This window comes from Streptomyces sp. BE303, assembly GCF_036290945.1.
GTDB lineage: Bacteria > Actinomycetota > Actinomycetes > Streptomycetales > Streptomycetaceae > Kitasatospora.
In genome coordinates this window covers 1-20,695 of sequence record NZ_JAQYWZ010000351.1, presented here as the reverse complement: position 1 = coordinate 20,695, position 20,695 = coordinate 1, and the positions used below count along the sequence as shown (strand labels likewise).

The window sequence follows — 20,695 nt, the reverse complement described above, 5'->3', positions numbered from 1 at the left end:
GGGGCCCTTGCCGGTCGGGTGGCCCACCCGGCGGAGCACGCCGCCGGGTGGGCCGGTCATCGCACCGCGGTCACCACACCGCGGTCACCACACCGCGGTCACGCCGCGGACGTCACGCCGCGGACGCGGCCTCCGCCTCGGCAGCCTCGGCGGCCTTGGCCGCCTCCGCGGCGGCGATGCCGTCCAGGCGGGCGTACTGCTCGGGGGTCAGCTCGACGGCCAGCGCGCCCAGGTTCTCCGCGAGGTGCTTCTCGGAGGTGGTGCCCGGGATGGGCAGGATGTTGGGCGAGCGGTGCAGCAGCCAGGCGAGCGCCGTCTGGGCCGGGGTGGCGCCGATCTCGCGGGCGACCTCGGAGACCGGGCTGTCCTCGCCCGCGTGGCCGCCGATGGCGATCGGGAAGAACGGCAGGAACGCGATGCCGCGCTCGGCGGTGAAGTCGACCACCGCGTCGTGCTGGCGGGTGGCCAGGTTGTACCAGTTCTGCACGGAGGCGATCGGGGCGATCTCCAGGGCCTGCTCCAGCTCGTCGACGGTGACCTCGGAGAGCCCGATGTGCCGGACCTTGCCCTCGTCCTGGAGCTGCTTGAGCGCGCCGATCTGGTCGGCCAGCGGCACCTCGGGGTCGATCCGGTGCAACTGGAGCAGGTCGATCCGCTCGACCTGGAGCCGGCGCAGGCTCAGCTCGGCCTGCTGGCGGAGGTAGGCCGGGTGGCCGACCGGGACCCACTCGGAGGGGCTCGGGCGGGTCATACCGACCTTGGTGGCGACCACGACGTCCTGGGCGTACGGGTGCAGGGCCTCGGCGACCAGCTCCTCGCCGGCGCCGAGGGCGTAGGAGTCGGCGGTGTCGATCAGCTGGACGCCGTGCTCGACGGCGGCGCGCAGCACACCGAGGGCGGCGGCGCGCGGGGTCGGGCCGTGCCAGACGATCGCCTCGGTCGGCTTGATGTCCGGGGTGTCGGCGAGGCGCATGGTGCCGTAGCCGATCCGGCGGACCGTCAGGTCGCCTCCGACGGCGAAGGACTGGCGGTCGATCTGGGTGGTGATCTCGGTGTTCGTCACGCTGGTCACGGTACAATCTCCCATTCGTGTGAGATTCAAGTGGTTGTGAGGGGTGTCACATGCGGATCGGTGAGCTGGCGGCGCTGACCGGGGTCAGCGTCCGCCTGTTGCGGTACTACGAGGAGCAGGGCCTGCTGGAGACCCACCGCCGCGAGGGCGGCCACCGCCGGTACGGGGAGGAGGCGCCGGCGGTGGTCCGGAACATCCGGGCCCTGCTGGGGGCGGGGCTCTCCACCGGGGCCATCCGGGACGTGCTGCCCTGCGTGAGCGGCGACGGCTCGGTGGCGCCCTGCATGCTGGAGGTGCTGGAGCACCGGCTGGACCTGCTGGACCGGCAGATGCTGTCGCTCGGGGCGAGCCGGGCCGCGTTGGCGGGGATCGTCGCGGCGGCCCGGCGGGAGGCGGCGGAACCGGTACCGGTGTAGCGCCCCGCCCCGGTGCCCGTTACTCGGCCGCCGCGGTGGCGGCCGGTGCGGTCCCGGCGGGTACGGCGGTTCCGGCGGGCGCGGCGGGCGCGGTGGCCGCCGCCCGGGGAGCCGACGGAGGAACCGGCCGGGTATCGGGCCGGGTAGCGGGCCGGGACCGACCCCATCGACGCATCACCGGCACCTCGACCAGGCGGTACAGCGCCCAGCCGAAGACGATGCTCAGCGCCAGGGTGATCCCCATGACCCCCAGGGCACCGGGGGTGTCCCAGGTGTTCGCGCCGGCCGATCCGGTCGCCGCGAGGCCCAGCGGTCCGTACTGGATGACCAGGAAGTGGACCATGTAGAAGGCGAAGGAGACCTCGCCGAGCCAGACCATGGTCCGGCCGGCGAACGGTGTCCCGAGCCCCGCGGCGTCCTTGACGGCGACCGCGGCGATCAGCAGCGCGACCGGCAGGGCGGTCGGGGCGGCCATGCCCCAGGCGTCCGGCAGCGTGATCATCAGTGCGTAGCCGGCGGCGACGAGCAGGACCGTCACCGGCCAGCCGATCGCCACCCACCGCCCGGTCCGGACGATCCGTGCCAGCAGGATGCCGAGCACGAACTCCGGCAGCCGGGAGGCCGGGAGGAAGTAGACGAACCAGTACCGCCAGAAGGAGAGCGGCTGCCAGGGCGAGTTCGGGCTCCCCGGGAGCAGCTGGGCGAGCAGCGGCAGGGCGAACAGCGCCGCCGTCACCAGGCCCACCCAGAGCCAGAGCCGCTCCGGCCGGATGCGCTTCACCAGCGGCAGGATCACCGGGAAGCTCAGGTAGAACAGCACCTCGCAGGCGAGCGACCAGCTCGGGCCGTTCGTCCCGCCGATCACCTCCAGGGAGGGGATCCAGCTCTGCAGCAGCAGCAGCGAGGGGACCGTCCCGGCGGTGGTCAGCTCGGCGCCGGCCCGGGCCATCAGCAGCAGCCCGACCAGCCAGGTGACGGCGTGGTTGGGGTACAGCTTGAAGAGCCGGCGGCGGTAGAAGGCGGCGGGGCGGTCGCCGTCCCGGGCCGACCAGGTGAGCACGAAGCCGCTCAGGACGAAGAAGAACCCGACGCCGAGGAAGCCCGCCCGGCTGAGGTACGTCGACATGAAGTCGTTCAGGCCGGGCCGGTCGAACGGCTTGGCGACCGACACGTGGGTCAGGAAGACCAGCAGTGCGGCGATCCACCGCATGCCGGTCAGCGACGGCAGGCGGGAGAGTGCCTCCCTGGTGGGCGCGCTCACCGGGTGCTCCCGGGGAGCCGGATCGACTGGCGGTGGCGGAAGAAGTCCTTCGGGTCGTACTGCTGCTTGATCCGCTGCAGTCTCGGGTAGTTGTCCTTGTAGTAGAGCGCGCTCCACGGGACGTTCGAGGTGTTCTGCTCCGGGTCGCTCAGGTCGCGGTCCGCGTAGTTGACGTAGCAGCCGTCGGTGACCCGGTTGGAGACCGGGACGCCGCCGGTGTCGCCGTACACCTCGCGGTAGAACTCCTGCAGCCAGGCCATGTTGGGGGCGTCGTCGGCCGGCGCCGTCCAGTAGGTCTGGTACAGCAGCTTGAAGATCGCGTCCCGCTGCGGCAGTGCGGTGGCGCCGGAGGCGACGCTGTTGATCCGGCCGCCGAAGGAGATCACGGCGACGCCGCCGCGCGGGTTGGTGTAGTCGGTGCGGGTCAGGTGCTTCCAGACGGCCGCGATCTGGTTCTCGGGGAAGCCGCGCCGCATGTACGCCGACTTGTGGCCGGCCCGCAGCTGCGGGTTGGTCTGGGTCGCGTCCATGGTGCCGATGTACTTGACCGCCTTCAGCCACGGCAGCCGGACCACGTCGCCCTGGTGGGGCACACCGAGGGCGGTGCTCAGGCCCTGGACGAAGTCGTCGGCGCGCTGCTCGGCCTGCGGCACGTCGCCGTTGACCTGGAGCAGCAGGACCAGGCTGCCGGAGACCTTGTGGTTGAGGAAGAGCCAGCTGGTCAGGCCGTTGTACACCGAGTCGGGGGCGCTGTTCTGCTCGAACCAGGTGCCGTAGTGGCGCACCATCTCGGTGAAGCCGCGCTGGGTGATGTTCTCCCAGGACCAGCTCGGGATGGCGATCAGCACCTCGGCCGGCGGCTTGGGCAGCAGGTCCGACGGGTTGGTGCCGGTGGCACCCGGCGAGCGGAACCAGTACCGGGTGACCACGCCGAAGTTGCCGCCGCCACCGCCGGTGTGGGCCCACCAGAGGTCGCGGTGCGGGTCGTTCGGCTCGCGGGTCGCGACGACCGCCCGGGCCCGGCCGTTGGCGTCGAGGGTGACGACCTCGATCGCGTACAGGTGGTCGACCACCAGGCCGTGCTTGCGGGACAGGTTGCCGTAGCCGCCGCCCTGGACGTGCCCGCCGACACCGACCGCGTAGCAGACGCCGCCCGGAACGGTGACCCCCCAGCCCTCGTACAGGGTCTGGTAGACCTTCAGCAGGGTGGCGCCCGCCTCGACCTCGAACGCCCGGCGGCCGGGGTCGTAGCCGACCGCGTCCATGAGGTTCATGTCGACGACGATCTCGACCTCGGGGTTGTAGACGAAGTCCTCGTAGCAGTGCCCGCCGCCCCGGACGGTGAGCCGCTGCCGCTTGTCGGCCGCGTCCTGCACCGCCTGCACCACCTGGGCGGTGGTGCGCGGCAGCCGGACGCCCTTCGGCTTGGCCTCCCAGCGCGGGTTGAAGCCGGATATCAGGTCGACGTAGCGCGGGTTCTCGGGGGTGACGCTGATCAGGTCCCCGTTCCGTACCGCTCTGGACGCCCGACCGGTGTCCTCCGCGGCCGCCCCGGCGGCCGGGACGAGCAGCCCGCCGGCCGTGGCGGTGCCGACGGTCGCCCCGGCACCGGCCACGAACGTGCGGCGACTGAGATTTCGCATGGAACTCTTCCCACTTCCTGTCAGTGATGGCGCGGTTCAGTCGAGTTGGGGGATCCGGGGCGGCAGTGCGGCGCTGAGCCGCTGCGGCAGGACGCGGGTGCTCAGCAGCCGCAGTCCGTCCGGGCCGGCCGTCACGGTGATCTCGGATTCGTGCCGGGCGAGCAGCAACGTGCCCTCGGTGACGGGGAGTTCGTCGAGGCCGTGGGTGGCGGTGCCGGTGCCGGCGACGACGAACAGGGCTTCCTCGACCCCGTCGTGCGGCTCGTGGAGCAGGGTGTCGCCGGGCGGCAGCCGCCACAGGTCGACCGTCTCGGTCTCGCTGTGCAGCATGCCCCGGCGGGCCAGGCAGGACCAGGTCCGTTCCCGCGACCCGGTCGCGGCCGGAGCGCAGTCCACCGGGCGCAGCGCGCGGCTGACGATCATCGCGCGGCCCGCCCCGGTACCGCGATCTCGGCGTGGAAGAACTCCAGGCCTCCCTCGTGGGCCGTGATCACCGCGTCCACCCCGAACGGCAGGGTCACCGCCGTGCCCGCCGCGATCTCCACCTCCGTGGAGCCGGCCGTGGCGGTGCCGGAGCCGGTCAGCACGAAGACGGTGTGCTCGCCGGCGTGCGAGCTGTACGCGGCGGAGTCGCCGGCCGCCAGCTCCCGGATCTCCACCAGGCGCAGCGGGCCGGTGAAGACGCCGGCCGGGTCGACCGCCCTCTCCTCCCGCAGGTCGTGCAGCCGCATGGTCTCGGTCTTCCTCTCGCTCGGACGGGTGGTCGTGAGGTCGGGCGCCGGCCCGTGCAGGACGGCGGACGTGGCCGGGGACGGCATCTCGATGACCAGCCACTCCAGGTGCCCCTCGGGGGCGCTGCCGTAGCCGGGGTCGGTGACGCCCGCGGGGGCGCCGGTGTTGCGCAGGCCGTGCACGGTGCCGATCCCGGTGAGCAGCAGGGACCCGGGGCGGGCCGGCCGCGGTTCGCCGTCGACCAGGAACTCGCCGTGGCCGCGGAGGATGAAGTAGATCTCCTCGGTGCGGGTGTGGCGGTGTTCGCCGCTCAGCCCGCCGGGCGGGATCCGGGCGACCTCGATCGCCTCGACCTCGGCCTCCAGGTGCTGCCGGCCGGCGAGGGCCTTCCAGTAGGTGAGGCCGGGGGCGCCGTGCACGCCGTAGATCTCGGAGGCGTCCCGGGTGTCCGCGACGATCAGGCCGGGCGCGGGCGTTGCTGCCGTGGCCGTGGTCGTGGCCGTAGCCCTAGCCCTAGCCCTGGTCGCCGTGGCCGATCCCGCCGCCGCTGCGTCAGACACGGCTGAGCTCCCGGAGGGCGTTGAGCTCGCGCAGGTCCTCGACCGCGGTGGCGAGCTCCTCACGGGTCACGTCGTTGACGAAGATCGCGTCACCGATGCCGACCGGCAGCGGGAGCCGCTGCTGGCCGTCGCGGTGCCGGACGGTGTCCTGGAGCGCGACGTCGAGCAGCTCGGCGTCGAGCAGGTCGTTCCAGCTGGGCAGCCCCACCGAGCGCATGACGTCGAGGATCCGGTCGCGCTGCTCCAGGTCGACCAGGCCGCGGCGCCAGGCGAGCACGGTGGTGAGCGCCATGTCGACGGAGACCGCCTCGCCGTGCAGCAGGGCCGGCAGGGCCCGCATCTCCAGGGTGGGGGAGAAGGTGTGGCCGTAGTCGACGATCCGCTCCAGCTCGGCTTCCCACAGGTTGGGCTGGAGCTCCTCCAGCATGCCGTGGATGGCGCGGCGGATCACCTGACCGGCCGGGTCGCCGGGGCGGGCGTCGTCCTGGAACTTCTGCTCGACCAGCCACGGGCCGTGCTGCTCCAGCAGCTCGAACAGCCGGGCGTCCTTGATCAGCGCCATCTTGAGGATCTCGCCCATGCCGTTGGCGATGTGGCGGCGGTCGACGGTGGCGAGGAAGGAGCGGTCGAGCAGGGTGAGCACGGGGGCGAAGTAGGTGCCGAGGCGGTTCTTGTGGCCGTTGAAGTTGACCCCGGTCTTGACCCCGACACCCGCGTCGACCAGACCGATCAGCGTGGTGGGGACACGTACCACCGGGGTGCCCCGGCGGTAGAGGTTGGCCACCAGGCAGACGATGTCCATCAGGACGCCGCCGCCGATCACGATGATCGGCTCGCGCCGGCGGTCCAGGCCGAAGGAGTCCAGCGCGACCACGATGTCCGAGGCGGTCTCGAACTCCTTGAGGGTCTCGTCGGCGCGGACCACCTGCATGAAGTAGTCGACGCCGTGGTGCTCGAAGTAGCTGCGGACGCGGTCGCCGTGCAGGCGGTCGACCTCCGCGTCGATCACCACGAACCGGCGGTTGCCGCCCGTGGCTCCGGCGGACTTCTCGACCAGGGCGGTGCTCGCCGGGTCGAAGACGTCGTCGCAGACGCGCACCTCGTACTCGACCGGCTTGACCGCCCGAACGCGCCAGGACTTCGAGGACTGGCTGTAGGTGAGGCCGCTCGGGTAATTGTCGAAGACAAGCATGTCCTTTTCCCTTGTGAAGGCGTGGGTGAATTCACGAGCTGCGGTGCGGGTGCAGGGGAGGGAGGTTGCGGAATTCGTCCGGCGGAACGTGCGGGGGCCTGTGCGGCCGGACGGCCGGTTATTCGGAGGAACGGTCCGCGTGTTCGGGTCGGCGGCCGAGCGCGACGGCGGCATAGGCAGCCGAGGCGAGCGTCATGTGCCGGTGCCAGCCCTCGAAGGAGCGCCCTTCGAAATCGCGGAGGCCGACGCGTTCGCCGATGGTCGTGCGGTCCTCCTCGACGTCGCCGGCGAGCCGGAAGAGGCGGGGGAATTCGGCAGCCCGGTCCGGTTCGGAATCGGTCAGCCAGAATCCGGAGAACGCGGTGGGACGCGCCCCGGACTCCGCGTAGAGCAGCAGCTCCGGCCCCGTGGGCGGCAGGGCCACCCGGACGACGTGCGCCTCGACCCCGGGCGGGCCCGAGGTGCCGGCCAGCCTGCGGGCTCCGGCGGAGGCGAACAGCTGGTACGCGGGGAGCGGCCGGCCGCGGTCACGGGTGGGGGCCGTGACCGGGGTGAGCCGGGTCGTCGGGTCGACCCGGACGGCCACCCGCAGGCCGAGCGCCCGGCCGGTCGCGAACAGCCCGCCCGGCTCGGCCGGGCAGCCGTCCCAGATCAGGGTGGCCGAGGCGGTGGCCGGCAGGCGGTCCGCGAGCGGCCCCAGCAGGGCGGCCTGCCGCTCCAGCGAGTCCCCGGCCGGGGACTCGGCGCCCGGCGTGACGGCCCGGTGGGGCGGGTCCGTCAGCTGGAGCTGCCAGTCGACCGGCGCGTTGAGCCGCGGGGCCAGGTACCAGAGGCCGACGGCCTGCTGGACGCCGGCGAGCTGACCCAGCTCGGGGACGAAGCGCCGGCCGACACCGACCGAGCGGGTACCGGACTTCGGGATGAACATCGACCGGACCAGCCAGGCGCGGGGGGCGCACGCCTCGACCAGCCGGGCCGCCAGCGCTTCCCGGACGGGGGCCCAGGCCCAGGGGGAGTTGCGGATGAAGTGGTGCAGCCGCTGGACCGCCCCCGGGTCGCCGAGCGTCCGGGCGATGTTGCTGATGGATTTCCGGCCGGCCGTTCCGAGGAGGCCGTGGAGGTATTCCTCGGCCTTGATCCGGTAGTCGGCGCGGTCGAACGACGAGAAGATGTGGTCGCCCAGGATATTCGGAACTCCTTCGAGCGGGGTTCCGGTCGCTGCTGCACCCATGGTGTCTCACCTCCTTCCTTCGTATTTCCGGCCGATGGGCCCCGGTGTTTCCCGGGTGATTTCCCGGCGGCCGGTCACTGAATTCTCGGCGGTGCCGCCGATTCCGGTCAATCCTGTTCGAACGTGTTCGGCAAGTCGTGCCGGGCGGTCCGCTACGCGGAATTCCGCAGGTTCTCGTCGACGGCCGGGCCGCCGGTCCGGGCGCCGAGCCGCTCGCCGAGCCGGGTGCCGGGCCGACCGCCGGAGCGCTCGCCGAGCCGGGTGTCGAACCGCTCGCCCGTCCGCCGGCCGACGGGGGCGCCGACCAGGTCGAGGGTCGCGTCACCGGTGCGGTCGTCGGTGCGGTCGTCGGTCTCCCCGGCCGACGCCGCCAGGTCGCGGCCGAGCGAGTACGCGGCCGAGACCAGCGTCATGTGGTGGTGCCAGCCGCTGTAGGAGCGGCCGGAGAAGTCCAGCAGGCCGAAGTCGGCCCCGAGCCGGTCCACGGTGGTCCGGGTGACCGTCACGGTGTCGAGCAGGGCGAGCACCGCCGGGGCGTCCTCGGCCAGGTCGGTGAGCCAGTACCGCCGTGGCCCGCCGGATCCGCCGCCGTGCGCCCAGAGCCGGTGCACCGGTCCGCCGCGCCCGCCCGGCAGGCCGGGGGGCAGTCCGGGCAGCAGGACGGGGGCACCGCGCAGCACCGGCTGCGGGGCTCCCGGCGTCCGTGCCCGCCTGCGGGGGAACAGCGCCTCGGCCGGCATGGTGCTCTGCTGCACCCGCCCGTGGTGCCCGGTGGTGGCCTGGAGGACCGGTCGGACGGCTTGGTTGGGCCGGACCTCCAGCACGTACGGGACGGAGCGGTGGGCGAGCGCGGCGGCCAGCCGGACCGGGTCGTCGACCACGGTGAGGTCGGCGACGAGCGGGGCCGGCGGCCGTCGGGCGGTGAGCCGGTCGACCATCTCGACCAGCAGTTCGCCGGTGGGGCGCGGGGCGGCGGTCTCCGGGATCCGGGCGCGGGTGCGCCGCTCGGGATCGGCCGTCCAGTTCGAGTCGAGCAGCAGTGACCAGTCCACCGGGACGGCGTCCCGGTCGGTGGCGACGAAGAGTCCGGGTGCGGCCTGGCACTTGATGGTGCGTCCGGCCTCGGGGACGAACCGGCGGTGGACGCCCACCGCCTGGTCGCCGCGCTTGGGGATGACCGCCAGGGTGGCGGTCCAGGCGCGGACCGGCCGGTCCCCGGTGGCGAGGCCGGCGAGTACGCGCCGTGCCGGCCGCCAGTCCCAGGGGCTGCCGTTGATGAACTGCTGGAGCGAGAGCGAGGCGGTGGCCGCCGTGGACCCGGTCGACAGGCTCGCGGCCATGTTCGACAGCGTCTTGCGGCCGGGTGCGGCCAGCAGTCCGTGCAGGTAGGCCCGGGCCCAGCGGCGCTGGTCTATCCGGGCGAGGTGGGCGAAGACCTGCTCGGCGAACCGGGAGACCGCGGCTTCGCCGGCTGGTGAGAGGGGTTGCGCGTCCATGTGAGCTCCCCGTGATCGTGAGGTGCCGTGAGGTGCCGTCCCCAAAAGAATAGCGAACGATCTCTTTGTTTTTGAGTCCCGGGCGGGCCGTGGTCCGGTTTTGGCAAGTCCGCGCCCCTCCCGGGCCCCCGGACTCGGTTGTGCCCGCCCACGCAGAACCGCCCGTACCGGCGTCAGGAAGCCGGTACGGGCGGGGGGTCGGGCACGGTCGGGCACGCGGCCGTCGCCGGGTGCACCGTCGAAAACGCGTCAGGCGGGACCGCCGGGTGCCGGCGGCCCGGCCAGCGCACGCCGCCACAGCCGTCGCAGCCGTCGGCGGGTCTCCTCCTCGGAGACCGGTGCCCCGCCGCCCAGGGTGATGACGCCGCGGCGCAGCGCCTCCGAGCCGACGACCAGACAGTGCGCCAGCGTCTCCAGGTCGAGGGAGTCGAGCGCGTCGAGGTCTCCGCTCTCCGCTGCGGCCGGTTGCGTCGTGGCCGGTTGCGCTGCGGCCGGTTTCGTCGCGGCCGGCCGGGCGGCGCCGGCCCGCTCCCGGGCCAGCCGGTCACGCAGGTCGGGGCTCCAGCCAGCGTGCCAGTTGCCCGCCGACTCGGGCTGCTCCCAGGTCAACCGGGCCGCGGCACGGACGCTCGGCTCCTCCTGGAGCAGCCGGGTCAGCGTGTCGGTCAGCTCCGCCACGCCCTCCTCGCGCGGCGGGGTCCGCCCCGGGTCGGGGTCCACCGCGGCCCGGGTGAGCGCGGCGGCGTCGGCCCGGACCGCGTCTGCCAGGGCGGCCTTGGACGGGAAGTGGAAGGTCAGCGCCCCCATGGTGACGCCGGCGGCCTGACTGACCCGGGCCAACGACGTGCCCGCGTAACCGTGTTCGTCGAACTCCGCGGCGGCGGCCCGGAGCAGTGCCCGGTGGGTCTGATGGGCCCGTTCCTGCTTCATCGCCCACCGCCCGCCCGGGTGATGGGGCCGAGGCGTGTGTCCGGTCCGGCCGGCGCCGCGGTAGCGGCCTGAGGGTGAGGGTTGACGAACCACATGGGTGGGCGTGGCTCCTTCGGGGCGGTCGGGGGCGGCCGGGGCTACCGGGGTGACCGGTGTGTGCCGGTCCGCTGACGTTTCGACGCTACGCCCCGGATCGCCGCATACGCGCGGATTCCGCCGCATCCCCCCGCAGCTTTGGCATCTCCTTCGCAAATCCCTGCGGTACCGGACCGGTTGGAGCCGTCGACGGCCGAGCCGGGGCGGGAGCCGCGGGCGGCTGCGCCGCGAGGTGTGCGCGGTACCAGGGAGCGGCGGCGGCGAGCCGTTCCAGCGGTCCCGGCCCGGGATCGACGGCGGCCAGCCGCCAGACGTCCTCGCTGCGGTACCAGTGGTGGCGGGCCATCAGCTCGAACTGGCGCTCACCGAACGTCCCCGGTACCCGACCGAGTTCGGCCGTGCAGCGGTCCCACGGCCAGTCGTCGGCGGGTACCGGCGGGAGCACCCCGTGGTCGGCGAGCGCCGCCAACAGCGTCCCGATGCCGACCGGTCGGGGATGTCCGGCGTGGTGGACCCCGGGCGCCCGGACCGGGAGCGGCTCCGGCGCGAGCGCCAGCGCGGCGACCAGCCGGGCCAGGTCGGTCACCGCGACCAGCGAGAGCAGCGCCCCGCCGCCGTCCCAGCGCGCGGGCACCCGCCGCAGCAGGTCGGCGAGGCAGGGCACCACCCAGCGGTCGCCGGCGCCCAGGACCAGGGGCGCGCGCAGCACCACGGCCCCCGCGTCCAGCGCGGCCCGCTCCCCGGTCAGCCTGGTCCGGCTGGCGGCCGAGACGGGGGCGGGCGCCACTTCGTCCACGCCGATGCCCCGGTGCGGTCCGGTGCCGTACACCGCCGAGGTGGAGAGGTGGACGATCCGGCCGACGCCCGCCCGCCCGGCCTCCGCGAGCAGCGCCCGGGTGCCGTGCACGTTGACGGCGGTGCAGGCGTCCTCGGAGCCGCCGACCAGCGAGGCGAGGTGGACCAGGACGTCGGCGCCGTCGGCCGCGCCGCGCAGCGTCGCCGGGTCGGCGAGGTCCCCCGCGACCCGGACCGTCCCGGCCGGTGCGGCGGACCGGGTCAGCGCTCGGATCCCACCGAGGCCCGGCAGCGCGCGCAGCGCCGCGAGCACGGCGGAGCCGATGAACCCGCCGGCCCCGGTCAGCAGGACGGTCGGCCCGGTGCCGGTGCCGGTGCCGGTGTCGCTGTCAGTGTCGCTGTCGGCTTCTGTGCCCGGGCCCGACGCCCGTCTCATGCCCGCTGCCCGTGCTCCGTGAGGTACGCCCGCAGCTCCGCGACCACCGGCGCGGGCGCCATGCCCGGCAGCAGGTACCACCAGAGCTGGACGATCCGCTCCGGCAGGTCGGCGCGGCCGGTGCGCAGGTGCGACATGACCTGCGACCCGGTGTACGCCGCGACCAGCACCTGGGCGAGCTCCTCGACGTCGACCTCGTCGAGCAGCTCGCCGGTCCGCCGGGCGGCCTCCAGCTCGGCGCGGAACTGCTCGGCCCACATCTCGTACGGGCTGAAGTCGCGCAGCCCGAGCTGCCCCTGCTCGACGGCGAGGGTGACGCCGGCGCGCAGCAGCACGTTCTCCTGCAACTCGTCGGCGAGGTAGAGGTTGAGTCCGATGAGCTGGCGCAGGCCGGCCGGCCGGCCGGGCAGGTCGAGGTCGGACGCCTGCTCGTCGATGACCGCCTTGGCCAGGTCCTCCTTGGACTTGAAGTGGAAGTACATCGCGCCCTGGGTGGTGCCCGCCTGGTTGATGATCTTGCTGACGCTGGACCCGCTGAAGCCGTACTCGTCGAAGATCTGGGCAGCGGCGCGCAGGATCGTGTCCCGGGTGCGTACGGCTCGGTCCTGCTTGGCTCTTGCCACGAGTAACTCCAAACTCCTCGACAAACAAAAAGAACGACCTCTATGTTATTCGCCAGGGGGCTCGGCGTACACACCGGAGCGCCCACTTTCACCTGCCTGTGGCCACTCTGGGGGAGTGCATCCATGTTTCGCACAGACCACAGCACCACCATGACCAGCACCGAAGCCGCCGCCGTCACCGGCGGCGCGCCCGCGGCGGAGCCCGTCGCACCCGGGTCCGGCCCGACCGCCGTCCGCAACGAGCACGTCCCCAAGGAGCACGTCCACAAGCGGGCGGCCGACGAGGTGCTGCTGACCGGGTGGGAGCGGGTCGCCGAGGACTCCTACCGCGTCTCCGCCCGGTGGCCGCGCGACCACCGGGCCTACGCCGCCCGCCACGGCCACCACGACCCGATGCTCCTGGTGGAGACGGTCCGGCAGACCTTCCCGCTGCTCTCGCACGCGGCCTTCGAGGTTCCGTTGGGACACCACCTGATCTGGGACCACTTCAGCTACGCGCTGATCCCCGGCGGCCTGCGGACCGGCGCGCGCGACGCGGTACCGGCGCAGCGCGGCAGCGAGCGCGCCGCCCGCCAGGGCCGCGGATACGACGAGGTCCAGGTGGACGCCGTCTGCCAGGACCTCGTCCGCCGCGGCAACCGGGTCGTCGCCCTCACCCTGGCCTACGTGGTCACCCGGGACGGCGAGCCGATCGCGACCGCGCAGACCCGCTTCACCGTCCAGACCCCGGCGATCTACCGGCGTCTGCGGGCCGGTCGGGGCGACGCCGGGGAGATGATGGCGCGTGCCGTCCGGCTGGCCCCGCCGATCCCGGTCGCCCGGGCCGGCCGCGCCCTCCCGCGCGAGGTGGCCCTCTCCGCGACCGACCGCGCCCGGCGCTGGCAGCTGCGGGTCGACACCAACCACCCGGTCCACTTCGACCACCCGGTCGACCACGCGCCCGGCTCCCTGCTGCTGGACGCCGCCCGCCAGGCCGCCCAGGCGCTCAGCCACCCGGCGCCGGTGGTGGCCGTCGCGATGGAGTGCGACTTCACGCGCTACGTCGAGCTGGACGAGCCGTGCATGGTGGAGGTGACCCAGCTGCCGCGCGACCCGGCCCGCCGGGACCGCGTGGGCGTGATCCTGCAGCAGGGCACCGGCGCGCCGTCGTGCTCGGTCATCGTCACGGTGGCCCCGCTCCCGACCGACTGACCGACGTCCCGTCCCGGCCGACCCCGTCGCCCCCCGCCCCGCAGCGCATCGGCTCCGGCACCCGCCGCGCGCCTTCGAGGGCCCGCCGGCTCCGGCAGACGGGCCCTCGAATCCCGCCCCGGCACCCCGGCACGCCGCACCGCCCCGTGCCGCGGGACGCCCGCCTCCGCCACCCCGGAGGCCCGCGTTCCGGCCCGGCGGGAGACGAGCAGACGACCGGACACGACCGGACGCGACCGGGAGCGACCGGGAGCGCAGGACGCCGCCGTCAGGCGTAATGGAGGGACCGGTCCGATGACCACACCCTGCCGCGGCCGGCCGAAGCACCGTGCCGGATGCGACGCGGCCGGGTGCCCACGCGACCGGGAGGGAAGCGGCGGTGAGCGGAGATGATCGGAGATGAGCGGTGAGCGGCAGTCCGGCGCGGCGGGACCGGACCGGTCGGAGGGGTTCGGCGAGCGCTTGCTCGGAAGGCTGCTCGACCTGGCCCGTGAGCTGCCGCCCGGGCTGATCGCTCCGCTGATCGCCGACGAACTGCACGGCTTCGGGGGCCGGGACGTGGCGGTCCTCCTCCAGGACTACGGCCAGCTCGTGCTCGTGCCGCTGCCGGGCCGGGGCCTGGTCACCGGGGAGCGCGAGCCGATCGTCGGGTCCGACGCGGGGACGGCCTTCGTGCGCGGTGCGCCGGTCGAGGTGCCGCAGGCCGACGGCGTGAGGATCTACCTGCCGCTGCTGGACGGCGGTGACGAGGTCGGGGTCCTCGCCCTTACCCTGGACACCGTCGACGACGACGACCGGCGGCTCCTGCGCCGGTTCGCCGGCCTGGCCGCGGACCTGCTGATCGCCAAGAGCGGCTACACCGACCGGATCTTCCAGGCCCGGCGCCTCGAACCGATGAGCGTGGCCGCCGAGATCCAGTGGTCCCTGCTGCCCCCGTTGGCGATGACCGTTCCGCAGGTCGCCGTGGCCGGCATCCTCGAACCCGCCTACCAGGTGGCCGGCGACAGCTTCGACTACGCGCTCAACGACGACATCCTGCACGTGGCCACGATCGACGCGATGGGCCACGGACTGGACGCCGCCACGATGGCGACCGTCGCCATCGGCGCGTACCGGCACGCCCGACGCGCCGACATCGGGCTGGCCGAGATCTACGCGTTCATGGACCGGGCCATCGCCGAGCAGTTCGGGCCCGACCACTTCGTCACCGCGCAGATGATGCGCCTGAACACCGCGACCGGCCAGCTGCAGTGGGTCAACGCGGGCCACCCCGCCCCGCTGCTGATCCGCGGCCACGTCGTCGTGGAGCGGCTGGAGAGCGCGACCACGCTGCCGGTCGGGTTCGGCGGCGAGGAGCCGGTGATCAGCGAGCGGGTGCTCCGGCACGGCGACCGGGTCCTGTGCTTCACCGACGGCCTGGTCGAGGAGCGCGAGGTGGGCGGCGAGCAGTTCGGGGAGGAGCAGCTCATCGACTGGGTCGAGCGGGTGGAGCGGTCGGCGGGCGGCGTGCGCGCGGTCGTGCGCGCCCTCTCCCACGTCCTGAAGGAGAAGCGGGGCGGGCGGACCAGCGACGACGCCACCCTGTTCCTGATCGAGTGGCGCTGAGGTCTGACCGCCGGGCACCCGACGGGACGCGGAGTACCGTGGGAGCAGCGGGACGGTCCGAACCGCCACAACCGAAGGACCGCCCTCCACAGCACCAGGGGCCCTGTCCCTGCAGATCGGTGGCGAGCCATGTCGGACGAACCCGGTGCCCCGTACGCGGGTCTGCTGCCGGACGGGTTCCACCGGTCGGCGAGGCCGGGGACGGTTCTGCTCCGGCTGGAGACCACCCGGTCGCGCGAGGGGGCTCTCGACGGCGCGTGGTGGCCCCGCTCGCGGGACATCGGCGCCGAGCTGCCCGGACTGGTCGCCGCGCTGACCGAGCACCTCGGGCCCGTGGCGAGCGTCGGTCTCGACACGGACGCGTGGGACGACGTCCCGGCCCGGCTGGTCGTCGACGGCCGGTCGGTGCACATCGACCGCCACCCGGTGGGCGACGACACGGTGATCATCACCCGGGGCGACCGCGATCACTTCAGCCTGCTCGTCGTCCCCCCGCAGGCGAGCCTGGAGGCGGCCCACGCCGCGATGGCACAAGCCGTCCTGGCGGGCGGTACCGACTCGGCGCAGCAGATCCTGATCGCCGCCGGCATCGGGTCCGTCCCTCCGGGCGAAGTCCTCTGAGCGGACATCCCCCCGCGGGGCCCACCGGTCGCCGACACCCGGTCCGGCGCTTACGGTCTGTCCTGGAACAGGTCGGTCGTCTCCGGCGCTTACGGTCTGTCCTGGAACAGGTCGGTCGTCACAGGAGGCCAGGATGCCGCGCTACCGGTGGGTGCTCGACACCCAGGACGACGAAGGCCACTGGGCCCGGCACGACGAAGCCGCCCCTGCCGAACCCCCTGGAGTACGACGGACCGCCGCAGCGGGCCGCCAACCACCTGCGCGACGTGCTGGTGCGTACGCTCTCCCGGCCCGCTCCCGGCCCCCGGGCGATCAGGGTCCGCCTCTGGGACGCGCTCGATCCCGACCTCGACGCCGAGCCCGGGTCCGTTCCCGCCGCCGAACCCCGGGCCGAGACCGAGTGGTCACGCGAGTGACGCACCCGGCCCCGGCCGGTCGGGGGACCGCGGGCTAGGCGGTCGCCGGCCAGGCTGCGGCACGGCTCCGGGCGACGCCCGCACGCCGTCCGGCCTCGCCGGGGCCGTCGCCCGGCGCGGCGGCCGACGGCAGGAAGTCGGAACGGACGTCCGGCCCGTCCGCAGCGCCGTCCGCCTCGGCGGCGAGCAGCTCGCTCGCGGTCCGCATACGGGCGGGGCCGGCCGCCTCGGACATCAGCCGCGCGGCGACGGCGGCATCCGTCGACGGCGGGACGACCAGCAGGTTCAGCCGACGTGGGGCGTACGAGCACACCGCGATCGTGTGTTCGTCCTGCTCGGGCCCGAACCAACCCGCGTGCACGGTGTGCCCGACGACCGGGATGCGCCGGGGGACGACGGGCCACTGCGCCGGGTTCACGGTGATCCGGGTGACCCGGCCCCACCGTTCGTCGATCTCGGCGGCCAGGGAGGGGAGTTCGCGAAGAAGATCACGCGAGCGGGGCCACCAGGCACCGTCCAACCGGCCGGCCCGCGCGCCGACGGGCGCGAGGGAGATCCGGGCGGTGGGTTCCGGGGCGGCGGACGTCGTCGCGCGATCGAGGGTCGCAGTCATGATCAAGGACCCGTCTCCGGGCTCGACCCGGAGGCCGAGTCCGGCATGGCCGTTCGCCGGAGACGACGCCAGTATCCGGTGCCGGCATGCGAAGTGCCTTCGGTGATGCCCAGGCTACTCCCCGTCCGGCCCGATCCTGGCACGGTCGCGACAACCGATCTGCCGTGCCGTAGGAGAACGTCAGCCTGCGGTTCCGCCACCCGTCGGCCGCCGGCCCGACTTTCTGTCAGGTCCGGCCCGCCGCAGCGAGCCTGAGCCGACGCTCGGCGAGGACCGTCGACAGGGTCCTGCCGGACCTCTCCGGCAGGACCCGTACCGGGCGGGGCTCCCCGCCCGCGCAATACCGACCGGCAGTCCCCGACGCCCTCTTGGCAGCCGTCCGTCCCCGTGCTGAGGTGGATCGTCGAACGATCGCTGTCTCGGGGGTGGGGATGGACGAGTTCACCGTCGGACGCTGGCGCCGTCACGGCCACGACAGGTTGTACGTGAACCGGCGCGGTGCCGAGAAGGCCCTCGGCTGGTACGACTTCAAGACCGGCGAGACCGTGGTGCGGGACGAGCGCCAACGGGCCGTTGTCGAGAACGTGTTGGCCGCTCACCTGGCGACGGCACCCGGCGTTGCCGAACCGACGCCGGTTCAGCCGCCCCCGCCGCCGCCCCCGCCCGTGCCGCCGTCCGTGCCGCCGCCCGTGCCGTCCGCACCTCCTGTCGCGCCTCCCGCGGCACCCGGCTTCGACCTGTCGCTGAACGCTCCTGGTGACTCCATCCGCCGAAAGATCGACGAGGTCGAGCCGAGCTGGATCAAACGACGCCTTGCCTACTGGCTCAGTTCGGAGCAGACGCAGGCTCACCCGTGGGCAGTCGGCCTGCGGGGTGAGCGTCTGGTCGGCCGCCGGCTGGACCGGCTTCCCGACGGGTGGAAGGTGCTCCACTCGGTGCAGTTCTCCAGCGGAACCGACATCGACCATCTGGTCATCGGCCCGCCGGGCGTCTTCACGATCAACACGAAGCACCACCGGGGCGCCACCGTCTGGCAGGGGGACCGGGCGATCACCGTCAACCGTGCGGCCACACGCTACGTGCCCGCGAGCCAGAGCGAATCGGCGAAGGTCGCGCGAGTGCTCTCGGCGCGCTCGGGGTTCCCGGTGCCGGTCCTGCCGGTGGTCGCCGTGGTGGGGGCGGCCTCGATCACGATCGGATCAGCGCAGTCCCCGGTTCTGCTGTTGGACGGAGCGCACGTGGACCGGCAACTGTCCAGGTGGTCGCCCCGGCTTCGGAGCGACCAGGTGGACCGGATCTTCGCCGTGGCCCGCGACAGCCGTACCTGGCACGGTTGAGCCGTCACGCACGGGGCGGCCCGGTGCGACGCCAGGAGCCGCAAGTCCGGCCCGGTCGGGCGTGACGGTCATGCACGACCTGTTCCAGCAGGCCCCTGAGGCCCAGTCACACAGAAACCAGTCAGGCCCCGTCGGATCTCTCCGATGGGGCCTGACTGATACTGCTGGGTCGGGGTGGCGGGATTTGAACCCACGGCCTCTTCGTCCCGAACGAAGCGCGCTACCAAGCTGCGCCACACCCCGGTCCTGCTGTTTGTCGTTCCGTCTCCTTCGCGACGAGTAGAACTCTACCGGACGCTTGCCGAGAGACGAAATCCGATTCTCGGCGAGCGTCCGGGCGGGTCAGCGGGCGGCTGGGGTGAGGGTGAGGAGGGTGGCTTCGGGGGGGCAGGCGAAGCGGACGGGGGTGTAGCGGTTGGTGCCGCAGCCGGCCGAGACGTGCAGATAGGAGCGGCGGCCGCCGGCCTGGTGGGTGGAGAGGCCCTTGACCCGCTTGGCGTCGAGGTCGCAGTTGGTGACCAGGGCGCCGTAGAAGGGGATGCAGAGCTGGCCGCCGTGGGTGTGGCCGGCCAGGATCAGCGGGTAGCGGTCGGCGGTGAAGGCGTCGAGGACACGCAGGTAGGGGGCGTGGACGACGGCGAGCGAGAGGTCGGCGTCGGGCGACGGGCCGCCGGTGACCGCGCTGTAGCGGTCGCGCCGGATGTGCGGGTCGTCGAGGCCGGTGAACTCCAGGTCGAGTCCGCCGACGGTGAGCCGGCCCCGGGCGTTGGTGAGGTCGAGCCAGCCGGCGGCGTCGAAGCCGTCGCGCAGCTTCTCCCAGGGGTTGTGGACGGCGCCGTTGACGCCGCGCCCGGCCGTGCCGTCGGGGTTGTTCATGCCGTGGACGCCGCTGCGCAGGGCCTGGAGGTAGCGGGCCGGGTTCTTGCGGGCCGGGCCGTAGTAGTCGTTGGACCCGAAGACGTAGACGCCCGGGAACTCCATCAGCGGCCCGAGCGCGTCCAGGGTGGCGGGGACGCCGAGCGGGTCGGAGAGGTTGTCGCCGGTGTTCACCACCAGGTCGGGCCGGAGTCCGGCGAGGCTCTGCAGCCAGCGCTGCTTCCTGCCCTGCCCGCTCACCATGTGGATGTCGGAGACCTGCAGTACCCGGATGGGGCGGGCGCCTCGGGGGAGGACCGGAATCTCGACCCGGCGGAGGCGGAAGGAACGGACCTCGTACCCAACGGAGTAGGCGAGGCAGGCGGCGCCGGTGGCGGCGATTCCGAGGGGGACGGAGTACAGCGGTCGCATCGGTCCATGGTCTCAGACGGCGGATCAGCGGGTGAACTGCCGGTGGGCGTGCGGGGGCCGACCGGTGGTGCGTCCGGTCGGCCCAGTCGGCGGCCGGTGCGACGGCTGGGCCGACCGGGTGTGTCACCGGTGGACTCGGACGTGCCGGACGTGCCGGACGTGCCGGACGCGCCGGGAGCGCCGACGGGGTTCGCGGGTGGCCGGCGTTCCTGGGGCTACTCGGCCTGTTCGCGCCGGGCCCGCAGTGCCCGGACCTTGTGCCGGTTGCCGCACCGTTCCATCGAGCACCAGCGCCGCCGCCCGGGCCGCGAGGTGTCGACGAAGAGCAGGTGGCAGTTGTGGGCGCCGCACTCGCGGACCCGTTCCGCGTACGGGCCGGTGAACAGTGCGATCGCGTCGCGGGCGACGGTCGAGGCGAGTTGGGCGCCGTCGCCGGGAAGGGGCGGGGCGGGCGTGCCGTCCGGGGCGATCTGGGGGGCGAGCGGCGGCAGCGCGGCGGCCCGGTTGAGCACGGCGTAGTCGTCGGCCGTCCCGCCGGCCCCGGCGCTCCTGCCGCTGTCGAGCAGCCCGGGTGCGCCGCCGCCCGCACGGGTCGCGGCGAGCCTCCAGAGGGCGTCCCGCAGGGTGCGGATGCCCGCGAGCTGCTCGTCGCTGATCCGGACGGCCTCGTACGGCAGGCCCAGCCGGGACTGCGGGAGCCACCCGGCGAGGTCCGCCGGGCGGTGCAGCGTCTCGTAGCGCGTGTACGGCGCCGGCGCGCCGGTGGCGAGCAGTTCCAGGCAGAGCGCGCCGGGGTCGAAGTGGAAGGCGGTTCCTCCACCAGGAGGGTGCAGGACCAGCCCCGGGGCTCGCTCATCGGTCATGTAACCACCTTAAAGGGTTACTCTGCGCGATGGGAAGGGAACGGAAGGGAGGGGAAGGGATGGGGGCCGAGGGGAAGGGGACCGGAAGGACGGCGGGCGGGCGGGCCGACGGGGCCGGCTTCGTTCGGAGGCCCACGGCTTAGAAGACATCTCATTTGGGTGGGTCGAGTAGACTCCGAGTGTGCTGATCGTTGAGCGGCTGGTGCCGGATGAGCTGTGGGAGTTGTTCCAGTTGGTCGTGCCGGACGCTCCGGTGCGCCCGCAGGGTGGTGGCCGGCG

20 protein-coding genes and 1 tRNA gene are annotated in these 20,695 nt (G+C 73.5%); 6 read left to right on the top strand and 15 right to left on the bottom strand.

Annotated elements, in window-relative coordinates; genetic code table 11:
• Window positions 1-112 precede the first annotated feature (112 nt).
• Window positions 113-1,072 (bottom strand): aldo/keto reductase, encoded by a 960-nt coding sequence (locus PUR56_RS05585; RefSeq protein ID WP_380360584.1) that lies wholly within the window; start codon window positions 1,070-1,072, stop codon window positions 113-115.
• Between the two features lie 50 nt (window positions 1,073-1,122).
• On the opposite strand from PUR56_RS05585, the gene PUR56_RS05580 reads away from it, so the two are divergent.
• The gene (locus tag PUR56_RS05580; protein ID WP_329883855.1) at window positions 1,123-1,488 is read left to right on the top strand and encodes a MerR family transcriptional regulator; all 366 of its coding nucleotides are present in this window, start codon (window positions 1,123-1,125) and stop codon (window positions 1,486-1,488) included.
• A 19-nt stretch (window positions 1,489-1,507) separates the two neighbouring features.
• Here the strand turns inward: PUR56_RS05580 and PUR56_RS05575 are convergent, their stop codons facing one another.
• The 10 genes from PUR56_RS05575 to PUR56_RS05530 all read right to left on the bottom strand — a co-directional run bounded on the left by PUR56_RS05575 (window position 1,508) and on the right by PUR56_RS05530 (window position 12,483).
• Complete coding sequence (locus PUR56_RS05575; protein WP_329948073.1) at window positions 1,508-2,749, bottom strand: acyltransferase family protein; 1,242 nt, start codon at window positions 2,747-2,749, stop codon at window positions 1,508-1,510.
• Window positions 2,746-4,392 carry an FAD-binding oxidoreductase gene (locus PUR56_RS05570; protein WP_329948072.1) on the bottom strand — a complete coding sequence of 549 codons (1,647 nt, stop codon included), beginning with the start codon at window positions 4,390-4,392 and terminating at the stop codon, window positions 2,746-2,748. Before PUR56_RS05570 ends, PUR56_RS05575 begins: the two co-directional genes overlap by 4 nt.
• A 36-nt stretch (window positions 4,393-4,428) precedes the next feature.
• Window positions 4,429-4,815 carry a hypothetical protein gene (locus PUR56_RS05565; protein WP_329948071.1) on the bottom strand — a complete coding sequence of 129 codons (387 nt, stop codon included), beginning with the start codon at window positions 4,813-4,815 and terminating at the stop codon, window positions 4,429-4,431.
• Entirely contained in the window at window positions 4,812-5,684 is an 873-nt protein-coding gene (locus PUR56_RS05560; RefSeq protein ID WP_329948070.1) for a cupin domain-containing protein, read from the bottom strand. The genes PUR56_RS05565 and PUR56_RS05560 overlap by 4 nt, the downstream gene beginning before the upstream one ends.
• Window positions 5,677-6,876, bottom strand: a complete 1,200-nt coding sequence (locus PUR56_RS05555; RefSeq protein ID WP_329948069.1) for a sedoheptulose 7-phosphate cyclase — start codon at window positions 6,874-6,876, stop codon at window positions 5,677-5,679. Before PUR56_RS05555 ends, PUR56_RS05560 begins: the two co-directional genes overlap by 8 nt.
• Window positions 6,877-6,994: 118 nt before the next feature.
• On the bottom strand, window positions 6,995-8,107 hold the full coding sequence (locus PUR56_RS05550; RefSeq protein ID WP_329948068.1) for an IS701 family transposase: 1,113 nt from the start codon (window positions 8,105-8,107) through the stop codon (window positions 6,995-6,997).
• A 152-nt stretch (window positions 8,108-8,259) separates the two neighbouring features.
• A complete protein-coding gene (locus PUR56_RS05545; RefSeq protein WP_329948067.1) occupies window positions 8,260-9,603 on the bottom strand; it encodes an IS701 family transposase in 1,344 nt (447 codons plus the stop codon).
• Between the two features lie 249 nt (window positions 9,604-9,852).
• Window positions 9,853-10,533, bottom strand: a complete 681-nt coding sequence (locus PUR56_RS05540; protein WP_329948066.1) for a TetR family transcriptional regulator — start codon at window positions 10,531-10,533, stop codon at window positions 9,853-9,855.
• A 181-nt stretch (window positions 10,534-10,714) separates the two neighbouring features.
• The gene (locus PUR56_RS05535) at window positions 10,715-11,860 is read right to left on the bottom strand and encodes an NAD-dependent epimerase/dehydratase family protein (protein ID WP_329948065.1); all 1,146 of its coding nucleotides are present in this window, start codon (window positions 11,858-11,860) and stop codon (window positions 10,715-10,717) included.
• Window positions 11,857-12,483 carry a ScbR family autoregulator-binding transcription factor gene (locus tag PUR56_RS05530; protein WP_329883865.1) on the bottom strand — a complete coding sequence of 209 codons (627 nt, stop codon included), beginning with the start codon at window positions 12,481-12,483 and terminating at the stop codon, window positions 11,857-11,859. Before PUR56_RS05530 ends, PUR56_RS05535 begins: the two co-directional genes overlap by 4 nt.
• Before the next feature lie 123 nt (window positions 12,484-12,606).
• Between PUR56_RS05530 and PUR56_RS05525 the strand changes: the two genes are divergently transcribed.
• The 4 genes from PUR56_RS05525 (at window position 12,607) to PUR56_RS05510 (ending at window position 16,316) form a co-directional block, all read left to right on the top strand.
• Window positions 12,607-13,674 (top strand): ScbA/BarX family gamma-butyrolactone biosynthesis protein, encoded by a 1,068-nt coding sequence (locus PUR56_RS05525; protein ID WP_329948064.1) that lies wholly within the window; start codon window positions 12,607-12,609, stop codon window positions 13,672-13,674.
• A gap of 399 nt (window positions 13,675-14,073) precedes the next feature.
• Entirely contained in the window at window positions 14,074-15,279 is a 1,206-nt protein-coding gene (locus tag PUR56_RS05520; protein WP_329948063.1) for a PP2C family protein-serine/threonine phosphatase, read from the top strand.
• Between the two features lie 129 nt (window positions 15,280-15,408).
• A complete protein-coding gene (locus tag PUR56_RS05515; RefSeq protein ID WP_329883868.1) occupies window positions 15,409-15,900 on the top strand; it encodes a DUF5994 family protein in 492 nt (163 codons plus the stop codon).
• 266 nt (window positions 15,901-16,166) lie between these two features.
• Complete coding sequence (locus PUR56_RS05510; protein ID WP_329948062.1) at window positions 16,167-16,316, top strand: hypothetical protein; 150 nt, start codon at window positions 16,167-16,169, stop codon at window positions 16,314-16,316.
• A gap of 34 nt (window positions 16,317-16,350) precedes the next feature.
• On the opposite strand, the gene PUR56_RS05505 is transcribed toward PUR56_RS05510, so the two are convergent.
• Window positions 16,351-16,929, bottom strand: a complete 579-nt coding sequence (locus PUR56_RS05505) for a DUF5994 family protein (RefSeq protein WP_329948061.1) — start codon at window positions 16,927-16,929, stop codon at window positions 16,351-16,353.
• A 431-nt stretch (window positions 16,930-17,360) separates the two neighbouring features.
• Between PUR56_RS05505 and PUR56_RS05500 the strand changes: the two genes are divergently transcribed.
• Window positions 17,361-18,266, top strand: a complete 906-nt coding sequence (locus tag PUR56_RS05500; protein WP_329948060.1) for a nuclease-related domain-containing protein — start codon at window positions 17,361-17,363, stop codon at window positions 18,264-18,266.
• A gap of 169 nt (window positions 18,267-18,435) precedes the next feature.
• On the opposite strand, the gene PUR56_RS05495 is transcribed toward PUR56_RS05500, so the two are convergent.
• The 3 genes from PUR56_RS05495 to PUR56_RS05485 all read right to left on the bottom strand — a co-directional run bounded on the left by PUR56_RS05495 (window position 18,436) and on the right by PUR56_RS05485 (window position 20,416).
• A tRNA-Pro gene (locus PUR56_RS05495) sits at window positions 18,436-18,509 on the bottom strand.
• 99 nt (window positions 18,510-18,608) lie between these two features.
• Window positions 18,609-19,553 (bottom strand): metallophosphoesterase, encoded by a 945-nt coding sequence (locus PUR56_RS05490; RefSeq protein WP_329874573.1) that lies wholly within the window; start codon window positions 19,551-19,553, stop codon window positions 18,609-18,611.
• Between the two features lie 215 nt (window positions 19,554-19,768).
• Entirely contained in the window at window positions 19,769-20,416 is a 648-nt protein-coding gene (locus PUR56_RS05485; RefSeq protein ID WP_329948059.1) for a CGNR zinc finger domain-containing protein, read from the bottom strand.
• Window positions 20,417-20,695 lie beyond the last annotated feature (279 nt).

Excerpts from the sequence above, each read along its gene's own strand:
- PUR56_RS05580 (WP_329883855.1), top strand. The coding sequence starts at position 1,123 with ATGCGGATCGGTGAGCTGGCGGCGCTGACCGGGGTCAGCGTCCGCCTG.
- PUR56_RS05570 (WP_329948072.1), bottom strand. The coding sequence starts at position 4,392 with ATGCGAAATCTCAGTCGCCGCACGTTCGTGGCCGGTGCCGGGGCGACC.
- PUR56_RS05565 (WP_329948071.1), bottom strand. The coding sequence starts at position 4,815 with ATGATCGTCAGCCGCGCGCTGCGCCCGGTGGACTGCGCTCCGGCCGCG.
- PUR56_RS05555 (WP_329948069.1), bottom strand. The coding sequence starts at position 6,876 with ATGCTTGTCTTCGACAATTACCCGAGCGGCCTCACCTACAGCCAGTCC.
- PUR56_RS05550 (WP_329948068.1), bottom strand. The coding sequence starts at position 8,107 with ATGGGTGCAGCAGCGACCGGAACCCCGCTCGAAGGAGTTCCGAATATC.
- PUR56_RS05545 (WP_329948067.1), bottom strand. The coding sequence starts at position 9,603 with ATGGACGCGCAACCCCTCTCACCAGCCGGCGAAGCCGCGGTCTCCCGG.
- PUR56_RS05540 (WP_329948066.1), bottom strand. The coding sequence starts at position 10,533 with ATGAAGCAGGAACGGGCCCATCAGACCCACCGGGCACTGCTCCGGGCC.
- PUR56_RS05535 (WP_329948065.1), bottom strand. The coding sequence starts at position 11,860 with ATGAGACGGGCGTCGGGCCCGGGCACAGAAGCCGACAGCGACACTGAC.
- PUR56_RS05525 (WP_329948064.1), top strand. The coding sequence starts at position 12,607 with ATGTTTCGCACAGACCACAGCACCACCATGACCAGCACCGAAGCCGCC.
- PUR56_RS05520 (WP_329948063.1), top strand. The coding sequence starts at position 14,074 with ATGAGCGGTGAGCGGCAGTCCGGCGCGGCGGGACCGGACCGGTCGGAG.
- PUR56_RS05515 (WP_329883868.1), top strand. The coding sequence starts at position 15,409 with ATGTCGGACGAACCCGGTGCCCCGTACGCGGGTCTGCTGCCGGACGGG.
- PUR56_RS05505 (WP_329948061.1), bottom strand. The coding sequence starts at position 16,929 with ATGACTGCGACCCTCGATCGCGCGACGACGTCCGCCGCCCCGGAACCC.
- PUR56_RS05500 (WP_329948060.1), top strand. The coding sequence starts at position 17,361 with ATGGACGAGTTCACCGTCGGACGCTGGCGCCGTCACGGCCACGACAGG.
- PUR56_RS05490 (WP_329874573.1), bottom strand. The coding sequence starts at position 19,553 with ATGCGACCGCTGTACTCCGTCCCCCTCGGAATCGCCGCCACCGGCGCC.
- PUR56_RS05485 (WP_329948059.1), bottom strand. The coding sequence starts at position 20,416 with ATGACCGATGAGCGAGCCCCGGGGCTGGTCCTGCACCCTCCTGGTGGA.